The sequence below is a fragment of the Pseudomonas sp. B33.4 genome, assembly GCF_034555375.1.
In the GTDB taxonomy this organism is placed as follows: Bacteria; Pseudomonadota; Gammaproteobacteria; order Pseudomonadales; family Pseudomonadaceae; genus Aquipseudomonas.
Map to the genome: position 1 here is coordinate 1,985,127 of NZ_CP140706.1, position 12,691 is coordinate 1,997,817.

Below are 12,691 nucleotides of genomic sequence, written 5' to 3' on the forward strand. Positions count from 1 at the left end.
GGTGTTTTAAAAGTTTGAAATTGGTTTTGAGGGCCTGAGTGAACAGGCCCTTTTTGTGGTCGCGTCTATTCGGTTTCTTCTGAGTCAGCCCATACATACAGGTTCCTCATGGCTGACATTTTTTTGATTTTTTTTAGTTTTATATATTCTTCGAGTTCTTTTTTAATGGTTTCTTCATCGCAATATTTCTTATGTTTAGATGGTCTGTCACGGGCAAAGTTGTATAGGCGCCAAGTGTCAAAACCATTAATTTCCCCGTTCGGGCCATAGTCAAAATCAACGCTTCCTGTCGATGAATTGATGCGGCAGCCAATACCATGCAGTTGATATTTAACGCCTCGAGTGACTCTCCCGCACCGCTCTATTTCCTTGGTGTACCAAAGCCTTCGAATGTCACGAGTGCCAAACTTAAGCTCCAGTGACAAGGTGCTGGACTCCACAGTGGAGATAAAATCATTTATCAGTGTCTCCAAAGTTTCATTTTGATCGCTCATCTTCTTCTCTTGTGCTCCAATCTGTCCAAGCCCACGTTGTTTGCTGACTCTAGTACATCTTCAATACTTCTTAGAGCTCCGTTATACGCTTGGAGGTCGGTTATGAGTTTGATTGTCACATTTGTCGAAGTTTGCCGTGCAGCTGCTGCACGATGGTGCCCATCCAGAATATATAGGTTGCTGTTATGTTCTATGACATCGATAGGATCTGTTGGATCGTACCCGTTGCGCATTTTATTTTTATAATCCTCAACTGTCTTGGTCGAGTTCTTTCCCTCTATCGTATGTACTCGCTTCAAAGTTTTTGGATCTATATTGTGAGCGATGGCCGGGAGGATCGGCCCTCCTTCATCAACCTTAACCCCATCACTTCCACCGGGAACCTCACATCCCGACTTATTCGGCGACGGACAATTCGAACTCAACCCCAACGGATCCACCCACCCCGTTGGATTCGGCACGTACTGGTACTGATTCAACCCCCCGGCCAATTTGATCGGATCCGGCGTCAGATACCGCCCCAGCCTCGGGTCGTAATACCGATGCCGGTTGTAATGCAGGCCGCTTTCACCATCGAAGTACTGCCCCTGAAAGCGCAACGGCTGGTTCAGGTAGTCCTCGCCGGCCAGGGTCAGTGCGGCGACTTTGCCGTAGGCGTCGTATTGCGCGGACCAGACGATGTCGCCGCTGTAGTCGGTGAGTTCCAGCGGGGTGCCGAGGTGATCGAGTTGGTAGTAGAACGGGCAGGCTTTTTTCGGGCCTTTGCCGTCGAGCAGCGCCAGCGGGCGGAAGGTGCCGGGTTCGTAGACGTAGCTGCGGTATTCGTGTTCGCTGCTTTCGGCGACGAGGTGGTCGCCTTGCCAGAAGAATTCGGTGATGACGTCGCCGACGGTTTTGCGGATGCGTCGGCCAAAGGCGTCGTATTGGTAACTGGCGGTCTGGCCGTCGGGGCGGGTCAGGCCAATCAGGCGGTGCTGGCTGTCGTAACGGTATTCGGTGACGAGGGTTTGCGCGCGACCACGGCGTTCGCGGATCAGGTTGCCAAAGGCGTCGTAGTCGTAGTGGCGGTCGCCCTGCATCAGCAGGCGATTGCCTTTGATCTGGCTGGGGCCGGGGCGGTCCTGCATCAGCAGGTTGCCGGCCGGGTCGTGGGCGAAGCTTTCCGGCAGTTCGTCGCGTGAGTGGCGCACGCGGATGAGGCGGTCGAGGGCGTCGTAGCCGTAGGTGCGCTGGCCGTGGCGGCTGTCGGCGATGTGCGCGAGATTGCCGTTGGCGCTGTAGGCATAATCGCGGCGATACAGCGAATCGTGCTGATGGCCTACGGCGTGAGCGAGTAATCGTCCCTGATCGTCGTAGGTATATTCGCTGAGCAGCAGGCCTTGCTGACGTCGTTGTTCACGACCTGACTGGTAGACGTGACGGCTCAGCTCCGCGCCATTGAGGTCGATGCCGGTCAGCGCGCCGCCCTTGGCGTGGTGGTAGTCGAGCACGCTGTTGTCCGGCAGACGCATGCGCTTGAGCTGGCCGCAGGCGTCGTAGCGGTAACGCAAAGTGCCCCAGCCCTGATGCTCGGTGATCAAGCGGTCCTGACGGTCGTACTCGAAGGCCAACGGGTGTTGCTGGCCGTCGTCGACCCCAATCAAACGACCGAGTCGGTCGTATTGGTAAGTGACCTTGATGCCGTCGGGCAGGTTTTTGACCAGCAGACGGCCGGCAGCATCGCGCTCATAAGCGGTGACCAGTTGCGAGCCGTCATCGCCGAACTCGGTCTTCTCCAGCAGATGGCCGTTGAGGTCATAGGCGTACGCCGTACGCCGGCCGTCAAAACCGCTTTCCTGACGAATCAGCCCGGTCGGCGTGTAATCCAGCCGGTACTTTTCACCCGATTCGTTTTCAATCTCGGTGAGCAATAACTGCGCATGGTCGTAGCGGTACTGCACTCGCGTGCCGTCGGGGTTGATCCGCCGCGAGACCAGGTGCAGGTCATCGTCGTATTCGTAGCGGGTGATGCGCCCCAGTTCATCGCGCTCGGCGGTGACCTGACCGTAGGCGCCGTAGCTGTAGGCGCGGGTCGCACCGTCAGGAAATGTCGTCTGGATCAGTCGGCCGACGGCGTCCCAATGCTGACGGGTGACTGCAGCGTGTTCGTCGGCGGTGGTGGTCCGTCGCCCCAGCGCGTCGTAGGAAAAGCGCCGCACGCCGCCGCCGGGCAAGGTTTCTTCGGTCAACTGGCCGAGGTTGTTCCAGACCAGACGATGGCGGCTGCTGTCCGGATAACGAATCGACAGCAACTGACCACGGGTGTCGTAGTAGTAATGCGTAACCTGGCCATCGGGGTCGACCGCTTCGGTGACATCGCCTTCGGCATTGCGCCGGTAGATCCACACCGCGTCGCCGCGAGTGCGTTTGTGCAGGAAACCGTTGCGATACTCGTAGGACGTGGGCGCGTCAGCAGCAGGAACCAGCGCAATCAGCCGTCCGACCTCGTCGTAGCGGTATTCGGTGACGGCGCCTAACGCATCTTGCTCGGCGATCAAGCGCCCGGCATCGTCATACGCCTTGAGCTGCTCACCACCGTCCGCCGAGGCTTTACGTACGAGTCGCGCACGCTCGTCGTGGACGTACGTTTCTTCAGTGCCATCGACGTAATGCACCGCGACACTGCCGTCGTCCGCCCAGACGTAACGCGTGTTCATCTGCGAGAACGACGCCCAGTGGCGCACGCAACGGGCAGCCTTGCCTGACCGCTCCCACTCCCAGAAGAAACTCGCGCCGCCGGCCAGTTGCCGCTGCAGGATTACGTGGGCGTCGTCGTAGTCGTAACGCTCGCTGTCACCGACGGCGTTGGTCGCTTCGATCAGGTGCCGGTAGGCGTCGTAGCGGTAACTGACCAGCGCCTGTTCGGTGCCCCAGGCACCGTCGCGAAACACCTGATAATCGACACCCAGCAACTGCGCCCGGTCATAACGCAACAACAGCGAACGCCCGGCGCCGTTGTCCAGGCGCTGCACGCGGTCTGACCGATCACGAATAACGCGCAAACGGTTGTCGTACGCATCACTGATCGCCGTCAGCCGTCCCGCACGAAAGTGATAAAACCGCGCCGTGTCCCCGGCCAGCGCCAGGATCAGCTCTTCCGGCTCATCACCCAGAAAAATCGCCGCCCGCGACAGGCTGTTGTGAATCGCCGGTCGTACAACACTGGGCAACGGGAAGCGAGTACGCCGGTTTTCATGGTCAACCCAGACAACAAAGTCGCCTTCAAAGACCAGCCGATGCGCCAGCGAATGGCTCCAGCCAAACCCCAACCCAAGATCAATCTCGACGGCGCTCGAGCGATACAACCGGGTGAACTCAAACGCCAACACCCCATCGAGCACCGCATCAGTCAGGGTCAGCAGTTCCTCGCCGGTGACCATCGACACCGGACAACCATTGGTGCAGGTAAAGGGCACACAATCGGCGCTGTCACCGTTGGGATTTTTCGCCTGATCCGGCGAATCGTCGTGAGGCTCATGCCGCTCGATCCGGCTCGAACCGCCAGACTTGTCTCGCACAACAGGCGCCGGATTCGGCACCGTCAACACCACAGAATCAGCCTGACGAATGTTCAGCGGTATCGACGGTGTCGGTTTCAACTCAATGTCACGCACATTGAGCATCAGCGGCTTCAAAGCGCTGGCATGCTGCGTCAAATCCGCTGAGGACGTCAGTTCGGCCAAGCGCAACGCCGACGCCGCCAGCCATTCCCGCGCGCGGGGCGACTTGACCTTCGCCAGCACCTTGCTGCTCAAGCACACCGGCACGCCGACGCCGCCCGACAACCCCATCAGCAGAAAACTGATCAGCAGTTCGACCCGCACCTCGGCCACCACTTCAGCCAGATACTGCGGCGGCAGCATCTTCAGCCAACTGGTGAACGCGGCCAGATGAATGAACAGCAGTGGCTCGTCACTGAGGATCAGCAGACCGTTGGCGATGGCCTCGCTGGAGGCATTCAATAACGCCTCAAGCTCGGCCTCGCTGAGGTATTCCAGCAATTTTTCACTGTTGGCCTGCAAGTCGGCGAGCAGCGCGAATACCTGTTTGATGTCATCCCAGACGCCGTTCAGGGCTTTCTCGAACCCGCGCCAGTCGGCCTGTTGCAACTGACCGTAACGATCGAGAAATCCGGCGCTGGAGAACTCTGTCCACTGCGGCTGAAATTCGCGCCATTCACCGCGCAGCCAGCCTTCCAGGCCTGCAATGACACCTTCATAAGAGGCATACAGAGCGCGCACATGGTCGGTGGACACATCGGGAAAGAAGGTGATGCGATAACGCTGGCCCCGATCGCAATCGGTCACCTGCAGAATGCCGCTGGGGCCGATGGTGTAATGCAGCGCTTCGCCGAAAGTCAGCACGCCGCCGACATCGGCAAGCACCGGTTCGAGCGTCACCGGCGTGTCGCCGATCGGCACGAACCGCGCGGCCTCGAACATGTGCACCAGCGTCAACGCCCCGCTGGCCGAGCACATGACCACCGATGAACTGAGTTGGCGCGACGTGATCGGCGCGCTGAGGCGCACGTCGTTGCCGATGGTGAAGACCTGCTCGACATCCAGCGCGGTCCCGGTCCAGAACTGCTCGGCCCAGGCGTCGTAGTGGTTCAGGCACAGGCGGAACTCGCGGATCAGGTTGTCAAAATCCGGCTCGTCGGGATTCAAAGCAGCAACAACGAGCAGGCCGATGCTGTTGTTCAGGGCCAGAAGCCGATCGGTTGGAAGCATTCGCAGTTCTCGCGCACATCAAAAAGGTGCGCGGACTTTGCGGGGGATCAATCGGGAAAGAAGTCGGGCGAGTAGGCGTTATCTGTAGGATGTTTCGCTAAATGCTCGCGAGTAGTTCATCGGCTCAAAGAACATTGGCCGTTGCTCAATGTCCGTCACGCTCGTTATGCTGCTGAACCCTTTAATCAGATCCGAGCAGCGGCATCACCTGCCGCCTGGGATGTCTTTGTTAACGGATCCGATGATGAATGCACCGCTGAAGGCGTTCGGCCCGATCAAGGCCGTGATTTTCGATATGGACGGTTTGCTGCTGGACACCGAGGGCATTTACACCGAAGTCACCTCGCTGATTGCCGGGCGCTATGGGCGAACCTTCGACTGGAGTATCAAGCAGAACATCATTGGTCGGGGCGCCAATGATCTGGCGAACTATGTGGTGCAGGCGCTGGATCTGCCGATCACCGCCGAAGAATTTCTGGTGATCCGCGAACCACTGATGCGTGAGCGTTTCCCAACAGCGCAAGCGATGCCGGGTGCCGAGGAGCTGATTCGCCACCTCAAGGCGCACAATATTCCAATCGCAGTGGGCACCAGTTCGTCGCGTCAATCGTTCGGCCAGAAAACCACGCTGCACCGCGACTGGTTTGCGTTGTTCGACTTCATCGTCACGGCAGACGACCCGGAAGTCGGCGCGGCCAAACCGGCGCCGGATATCTTCCTGACCGCTGCCCGTCGTTTGGGTGTCGCGCCTGAAGATTGTCTGGTGTTCGAGGATTCGCCGTTTGGCGTGACCGCAGCGAAAGCCGCAGGCATGACCGCGATCGCCATCCCCGATGCTGCCATGGCCGATGAAAAGTACGCGCACGCTGACGGGATTCTTCGTACCCTGAAAGCGTTCACGCCAAGTGCCTGTGGCTTGCCCGCGCTGGACTGGGCGTAAACATCTGAGACAAAAAAACGCCGCCTCTCTGTAAAAAAAGGGGCGGCGTTTTTCGTTCAGTCGACTCAGATAAATCAGGCGCCGAAACCACCGTCGATGGTCAGGCTGGCACCGGTAATGTAACCGGCTTCCGGGCCTGCCAGATAAGCGACGAAGCTGGCGATTTCTTCGGCTTTACCGTAACGACCCACTGCCATCAGCGGGATCAGGCTTTCGGCGAAGTCACCGTGGGCCGGGTTCATGTCGGTGTCGACCGGGCCTGGCTGCACGTTGTTGACGGTGATACCGCGTGGGCCGAGGTCGCGGGCCAGGCCTTTGGTCAGGCCGACCAGTGCTGATTTGCTCATCGCATACACACCGCCGCCGGCGAAGGGCATGCGGTCGGCGTTGGTGCTGCCGATGTTGATGATGCGCGCGCCTTCGCCCATGTGCTTGGCGGCTTCCTGCGAGGCGATGAAGACGCTGCGAATGTTGATCGCCACGGTCTGGTCGAAGTCTTCGAGTTTGAAGTCTTCCAGCGGTGCGACGGCCAGTACGCCAGCGTTGTTGACCAGAATGTCGACTCGGCCAAAGGCTTCGACGGTAGCGCTGACGGCGTGGCGAATGGCGGCGGCATCAGCGCTGTCAGCTTTGATCGCCAAGGCTTTGCCGCCGTTGGCGGTGATGCTGTTCTGCAATTCTTCGGCTTTGGCGGTGGAGCTGACGTAGGTGAAGGCTACTGCAGCGCCTTCAGCGGCCAGGCGTTTGACGATGGCTGCGCCGATACCACGGGAACCGCCTTGAATCAGAGCAACTTTACCGCTGAGGTGTTGAGTGGTCATGTTCGATCTCCAGAGTGATCAAGGCGGGAATGCCTTGGTATTGGTGCCGAGTATCGGCGTGGTATCGACAACTGTGTAGACCATGATTGCTATAGTCTGTGTAAACCAGAAGTTTATAGTGGTGATCATGGAAACCTTCAGCAGCATTGAATGCTTCGTGCGCAGTGCCGAAGTCGGCAGCTTTGCCGAGGCCGCACGGCGCTTGAGCCTGACCCCGGCAGCCGTCGGCAAAAGTGTGGCCAAACTCGAAGTGCGGCTCGGTGTGCGGCTGTTCCAGCGTAGTACACGCAGCCTGACGCTGACTGAGGCCGGACAACTGTTTCTGGATCAAGTCAGCGGTAGCCTGACCACCATTCAAAATGCCGTGGCCAATCTGTCCAGTGTCGAAGGGCTGCCGGCGGGAACGCTGAAAGTCAGCATGGGCGCAGCATTTGGCTGTCTGCATATCGTGCCGATGCTCGGTGAGTTCCTACGACGATATCCGGCGATCAATCCGGACTGGCATTTCGATAATCGACAGGTCGATCTAATCGCCCAGGGCTTTGATGCGGCCATCGGTGGCGGCTTCGAACTGCCGCAAGGCGTGATCGCACGCAAACTGAGCCCGGCGCACCGGATATTGGTCGCGTCCACCGACTATTTACAGGCCAATCCCGAAATCATCGAGCCGGATGACCTCAGCCATCACGACGGCATTCTGATTCGCTCGCCACAAACCGGACGCGTGCGTTCCTGGCAATTGACCGGGCGCAATCCACAGAACTGTCGGCCGTTGATGCTCAAGGCGCGAATGACCCTGAGCGATTCCGAAGCGGCATGCGTGACGGCGGCACAAGGCTTGGGGATTGCGCTGGTGAGTATGCCGTTTGCGGTGGGCTATCTGCAGGCGGGGACATTGCAGCGGGTGTTGCCGGACTGGTTTGTTGATGATGGAAATATCTCGATCTATTACGCCGAACATAAGTTGTTGCCGGGGAAGACTCGGGCGTTTGTGGATTTTGTGATTGAGCAGTTTGCGGAGCAGGGGTTGGCGCGACGGTTCAGTGCGATTTGAGTATGGTTTTAGACCGCGGTGCGGCCATCGCGGGCAAGCCCGCTCCCACAGGTTTTTGTGTTGTGCACAAAATCTGTGGGCAACTCAGAACCTGTGGGAGCGTGGCTTGCCCGCGCTGAACGATAACGCGGTCTACCGGGCAAACCGCCCCGGCCAGCCAATGATGTTCTTCGGCCGTGGCGTTGCATAAGTCCGTACTTTCGACGTCGACAAGCGCAACCGCACCAGCGATTCGGCAATCGTCACCGCCGCCGTCACGCCATCCACCACTGGCACACCCGTACGCCGACGAATTTGCTCATCCAGCCCGGCCATGCCGCCGCACCCCAGGCAGATCACCTCGGCTTTATCCTGCGTCACCGCCAGTTCAGCCTGATGCACGATCGCTTCCAGCGCACGCTGCGGCTCGTGTTCCAGCTCCAGAACGGCCAAGCCACTGGCTCGCACCGATGCACAACGATCCCACAGCCCGGAGAGTTTCAGCCGATCCTCAATCAATGGCACGGTGCGATCCAGCGTGGTCACCACTGAATACGCGTGGCCGAGAAACATCGCCGTACTCGCTGCCGCATCGGTGATATCCACCACCGGCACATTGAGCAATTCTTGCAAGCCTTCCCGGCCATGCTCGCCGTAGCCGGCCTGAATCACTGCATCGAACGGCTGATCGTAGGCCATCACCCGATCCATCACCGCGATGGCCGCGAGGTAGCTTTCAAAATTTCCTTCAATCGAATCGGCGCCGAAGTACGGCGTCAAACCGACGATTTCCGTTCCGGGTGAAGCTACGGCCTGCGCCGAACGGGCAATGGCCTCGGTGATGGATTCGGTGGTGTTGACGTTGACCACGAGAATACGCATGGGGAAATCCTTATAGCGGGCAGTTCTGCGGCCCGAAACCGGGCCGCGAGGGAGTTAATGGCAGACGTTGTCGACAGCGATCGATTCGCCGCTGACGTCGGCGTAGTGCGGCTGGCGCTTGGCGATGATCAGATAGAGCATTCCGGCGATGCCGGCACCGATCAGCCAGGAGAACGGCGAGACGCTGTGGAAACCCGGTACCAGTGCCAGGACGATGGCGATCAGCGCCGCAGGAATAAACGCCGCCACCGCACGGAAATTGACGCCTCGGCTGTAGTAATAAGCGCCGTTGGGATCTTCGCTGTAGAGTTGCGGTACGTTGATCCGGCCTTTGCGGATCAGCCAGTAGTCGACCATGATCACCCCGTACAACGGGCCGAGCAGGGCGCCGAGGCCGGACAGGAAATACACGATTACCAGAGGGCTGTTGTAGAGATTCCACGGCAGGATCAGCACCGCGATGGTGGCACTGATCAGTCCGGCGCGGCGGAAGGTCAGGTACTTCGGCGCCAGGTTACTCAACACGAAGGCCGGGGCGACGAAGTTGGCCATGATGTTCACCGCGACGGTGACGATCAGGAACGCCAGGCAACCGAGCACCAGGAAGAAGGTGTTGGGAATCGAAGCGATGATCTCGGTCGGGCTTTCAATGATCCGGCCATTGATCTGAAATTGCGCACCGCAGAGCAGGACAGTAATCGCGGCGAACACCAGAATATTCACCGGCAAACCCCAGAAGTTTCCTACCTTGATGGTCTTGCGGCACGGCGAAGAACGGGCGAAATCGCAGAAGTTGAGAATCAGCGTGCCGTAGATCGCCAGCCACAAGGCGCCGCCGGCAAAAATGTTGCGCCACATCTCGCCACCGGTCAGCGGCTCGCGAGTCGACCAGGCGATAGTCGCGTTGGCCTGGAAGTACATCCACGCAGCGAGGGCGGCCACGGTCAGCAAAATCACTGGTCCGGCAAACGCTTCGTAACGGCGCACCATTTCCATGCCATAGGCAAGAATCGCCAGTTGCACGAACCAGATCGCCACGAAGCACACCCAGCCCAGCGTCGACAGGCCGAGAGTCGAATTGTGGTCGTATTCGGCGAAGCCTGGATGCACAGCGGTGAGCAGAACCCGGAACACTACCGACGCCAGATACGTCTGAATACCGAACCAGGCAATGGCGATAACCGCCCGGATCAGTGCGGGAATCTGCGCACCGTGGATGCCGAAACTGATCCGGCTGATGACAGGAAACGGCACACCGGTTTTCTGCCCCATGTAGCCGGACAGGTTCATGAAGAAATACACCAGCGCCGCGCCAATCCCCAGCGACAGCAGAATCTGCCAGCCACCCAGGCCCAAGGCATACAGCCCAATGGCGAAGGAATAGTTGGCGATGTTGTGCACATCGTTTGTCCAGAGGGCGAAGATGCTGTACTTGCCCCAGCGCCGACCTTCGGCCTTGGTCGGCGCGAGGTCGCTGTTGTGCAGGCGAGGACTGAGTTGTAATGGTTCGCTCAGACCGTCATCGGGTAACGGTTGGTCGAGGGCAGAGGCGGGCAGATTCAGCGCGATGTTGTTGGAGAGACTTGTACGCATTCCGGCAGGCTCCTGATGTTCAAGGCCGCGATGACTGTGCATAAGCCGTCAGGCTCGACAAATCTTCGTCGCGGCAGTGAAAACATCACTGGTTACGGGGCATCTGCAGCCTGTACGGGATAGGGCGCTTCAGGCTTGCGGATCGAAAGTGTGTATGTTTTGCAGTTTTGTATACAAAACATGTATGCACTAAAGCCAGATTTGTGCCAGTTAGAGATCTATGCGCAGCCGTGTTCATTTCGAAAAGTTATCGATGAAGGCTAAGTGGTTGAAAATAATTGGTTAAAAATTGACCGTTCGAACAGGTATTTATTTTAGGCGGGGGATTTTGTCGGCAGACGTGAGCGAGGATTATTCAGGCGGGATGTAACTTTTCAGGGCGCGTAAACAAAAAAGTGCACACATAAATGGCACCGATGGTGACATTCGTGTGTACACGTTTTTAAGGTCGCGCAGGTGCGAAATGTGGGAGCGAGCCTGCTCGCGAATGCGTAGTGTCAGTCAACGAATATGTCGATTGACACTACGCATTCGCGGGTAGGCTCGCTCCCACAGGGGATGTCACTGGAATTGGAGATCAGGCCTTGCTAATGATATTGCCCGCATGCAACCCGCATTCTTTCTGCGTCGCTTCTTCCCACCACCAACGCCCCTCGCGCTCATGTTGGTTCGGCAACACCGGGCGGGTGCATGGTTCGCAGCCGATGCTGATGAAGCCGCGCTCATGCAGGCTGTTGTACGGCAGTTCGAGCATGCGGATGTAACCCCAGATCTCTTCGCTGGTCATCTGTGCCAACGGGTTGAACTTGTACAGGGTGCGCTCCGGCGTGGAGAACGCGGTGTCGATTTCCATCGCTGCCACGGCGCTGCGAGTGCCTGGGCTCTGGTCGCGGCGCTGGCCGGTGGCCCAGGCTTTGACGCCGGACAGCTTGCGGCGCAGTGGTTCGATCTTGCGGATGCCACAGCATTCGCCGTGGCCGTCCTTGTAGAAACTGAACAGGCCTTTTTCCTTCACGAACGGTTCCAGTTTCGTGTAGTCCGGGGACACCAGTTCGATGTCGATCTTGTAGTGCTCGCGCACTTGATCGATGAAGCGATAGGTCTCCGGGTGCAGGCGACCGGTGTCGAGGCTGAACACCTTGACGTTCTTGTTGAGCTTCCAGGCCATGTCCACCAGCACCACATCCTCGGCGCCGCTGAAAGATATCCACAGATCGTCGCCGAACTCGGCAAACGCGAGTTTGAGGATGTCTTGGGCGGATTTGTTGGCATAGGTCGTGGCGAGTTCCACGACGTCGAACGTTGGGCTCATCAGGGCGGCTTCCTACAGGTCGGTGGCGCTGGGCGCTCTATATGGGGCCGATGTTAACAAAAAGCTGCGAGGCTCGGGGCGCGCTGTGCGTTGCGCGTGTGGATGTGAGTCGCTAGAGTTCGGCCTCGCTCGACTCAAATAATCAATACAAACGGGAGTGTCTTGTGGAAATTGCTTGCCTGGATCTTGAAGGGGTGTTGGTGCCGGAAATCTGGATCGCCTTCGCCGAAAAAACCGGAATCGACTCCCTCAAGGCTACCACCCGGGACATTCCCGATTACGACGTGCTGATGAAGCAGCGTCTGCGCATCCTCGATGAGCACGGCTTGAAGCTGTCGGACATTCAGGAAGTGATCGCCACATTGAAGCCGCTGGACGGCGCAGTGGAGTTCGTCAATTGGCTGCGCGAACGCTTTCAGGTGGTGATTCTGTCAGACACGTTTTACGAGTTCTCACAGCCGCTGATGCGTCAACTGGGTTTCCCGACCTTGCTTTGCCATCGTCTGATAACGGATGAAACCGGGCGAGTGACCAGCTATCAGTTGCGTCAGAAAGATCCGAAGCGCCAGTCGGTGCTGGCGTTCAAGAGCCTGTATTACCGGGTGATCGCGGCGGGGGATTCGTATAACGACACGACGATGCTGGGCGAGGCGGATGCCGGGATTCTGTTTCATGCGCCGGAGAATGTGATTCGCGAGTTTCCGCAGTTCCCGGCGGTGCATACCTTTGCCGAGTTGAAGCAGGAGTTCATCAAAGCTTCTAACAGAGAATTGAGTTTGTAATGAATACCCCTGTAGGAGCTGCCGAAGGCTGCGATCTTTTGATCTGGTTTTTCAGGATCAAGATC

At 58.3% G+C, this 12,691-nt stretch carries 9 protein-coding genes; 3 read left to right on the forward strand and 6 right to left on the reverse strand.

Features of this window, described 5'->3' with window-relative positions:
- Positions 1–65 precede the first annotated feature (65 nt).
- Positions 66–494 carry a DUF6896 domain-containing protein gene (locus U6037_RS08910; RefSeq protein ID WP_322846466.1) on the reverse strand — a complete coding sequence of 143 codons (429 nt, stop codon included), beginning with the start codon at positions 492–494 and terminating at the stop codon, positions 66–68.
- Entirely contained in the window at positions 491–5,263 is a 4,773-nt protein-coding gene (locus tag U6037_RS29410) for an RHS repeat-associated core domain-containing protein (protein ID WP_416221707.1), read from the reverse strand. Before U6037_RS29410 ends, U6037_RS08910 begins: the two co-directional genes overlap by 4 nt.
- Before the next feature lie 244 nt (positions 5,264–5,507).
- Between U6037_RS29410 and U6037_RS08930 the strand changes: the two genes are divergently transcribed.
- A complete protein-coding gene (locus U6037_RS08930; RefSeq protein WP_322846467.1) occupies positions 5,508–6,203 on the forward strand; it encodes an HAD-IA family hydrolase in 696 nt (231 codons plus the stop codon).
- A gap of 74 nt (positions 6,204–6,277) precedes the next feature.
- Here U6037_RS08930 and U6037_RS08935 read toward each other — a convergent pair whose 3' ends face one another.
- Positions 6,278–7,024: a 3-oxoacyl-ACP reductase family protein gene (locus U6037_RS08935; protein ID WP_053116857.1), complete on the reverse strand. Its 747-nt coding sequence runs from the start codon at positions 7,022–7,024 to the stop codon at positions 6,278–6,280.
- A 127-nt stretch (positions 7,025–7,151) separates the two neighbouring features.
- On the opposite strand from U6037_RS08935, the gene U6037_RS08940 reads away from it, so the two are divergent.
- Positions 7,152–8,078, forward strand: a complete 927-nt coding sequence (locus U6037_RS08940; RefSeq protein WP_322846468.1) for a LysR family transcriptional regulator — start codon at positions 7,152–7,154, stop codon at positions 8,076–8,078.
- 132 nt (positions 8,079–8,210) lie between these two features.
- On the opposite strand, the gene U6037_RS08945 is transcribed toward U6037_RS08940, so the two are convergent.
- The 3 genes from U6037_RS08945 to U6037_RS08955 form a co-directional block, all read right to left on the reverse strand.
- The gene (locus U6037_RS08945; protein ID WP_095047763.1) at positions 8,211–8,939 is read right to left on the reverse strand and encodes an aspartate/glutamate racemase family protein; all 729 of its coding nucleotides are present in this window, start codon (positions 8,937–8,939) and stop codon (positions 8,211–8,213) included.
- Positions 8,940–8,993: 54 nt separating this feature from the next.
- Complete coding sequence (locus U6037_RS08950; protein WP_322846469.1) at positions 8,994–10,532, reverse strand: NCS1 family nucleobase:cation symporter-1; 1,539 nt, start codon at positions 10,530–10,532, stop codon at positions 8,994–8,996.
- Between the two features lie 577 nt (positions 10,533–11,109).
- Complete coding sequence (locus tag U6037_RS08955) at positions 11,110–11,844, reverse strand: phosphoadenylyl-sulfate reductase (RefSeq protein WP_322846470.1); 735 nt, start codon at positions 11,842–11,844, stop codon at positions 11,110–11,112.
- Between the two features lie 164 nt (positions 11,845–12,008).
- Here U6037_RS08955 and thrH point away from each other — a divergent pair, with 164 nt between their 5' ends.
- Positions 12,009–12,626, forward strand: coding sequence for a bifunctional phosphoserine phosphatase/homoserine phosphotransferase ThrH (gene thrH, locus U6037_RS08960; protein WP_322846471.1), 618 nt, complete (start codon positions 12,009–12,011; stop codon positions 12,624–12,626).
- The last annotated feature ends 65 nt before the right edge of the window (positions 12,627–12,691 follow it).

What these genes read in the sequence shown, in the direction of transcription:
- U6037_RS08910 (WP_322846466.1), bottom strand. Translation starts at nt 494, where the DNA reads ATGAGCGATCAAAATGAAACTTTGGAGACACTGATAAATGATTTTATC.
- U6037_RS29410 (WP_416221707.1), bottom strand. Translation starts at nt 5,263, where the DNA reads ATGCTTCCAACCGATCGGCTTCTGGCCCTGAACAACAGCATCGGCCTG.
- U6037_RS08930 (WP_322846467.1), top strand. Translation starts at nt 5,508, where the DNA reads ATGAATGCACCGCTGAAGGCGTTCGGCCCGATCAAGGCCGTGATTTTC.
- U6037_RS08935 (WP_053116857.1), bottom strand. Translation starts at nt 7,024, where the DNA reads ATGACCACTCAACACCTCAGCGGTAAAGTTGCTCTGATTCAAGGCGGT.
- U6037_RS08940 (WP_322846468.1), top strand. Translation starts at nt 7,152, where the DNA reads ATGGAAACCTTCAGCAGCATTGAATGCTTCGTGCGCAGTGCCGAAGTC.
- U6037_RS08945 (WP_095047763.1), bottom strand. Translation starts at nt 8,939, where the DNA reads ATGCGTATTCTCGTGGTCAACGTCAACACCACCGAATCCATCACCGAG.
- U6037_RS08950 (WP_322846469.1), bottom strand. Translation starts at nt 10,532, where the DNA reads ATGCGTACAAGTCTCTCCAACAACATCGCGCTGAATCTGCCCGCCTCT.
- U6037_RS08955 (WP_322846470.1), bottom strand. Translation starts at nt 11,844, where the DNA reads ATGAGCCCAACGTTCGACGTCGTGGAACTCGCCACGACCTATGCCAAC.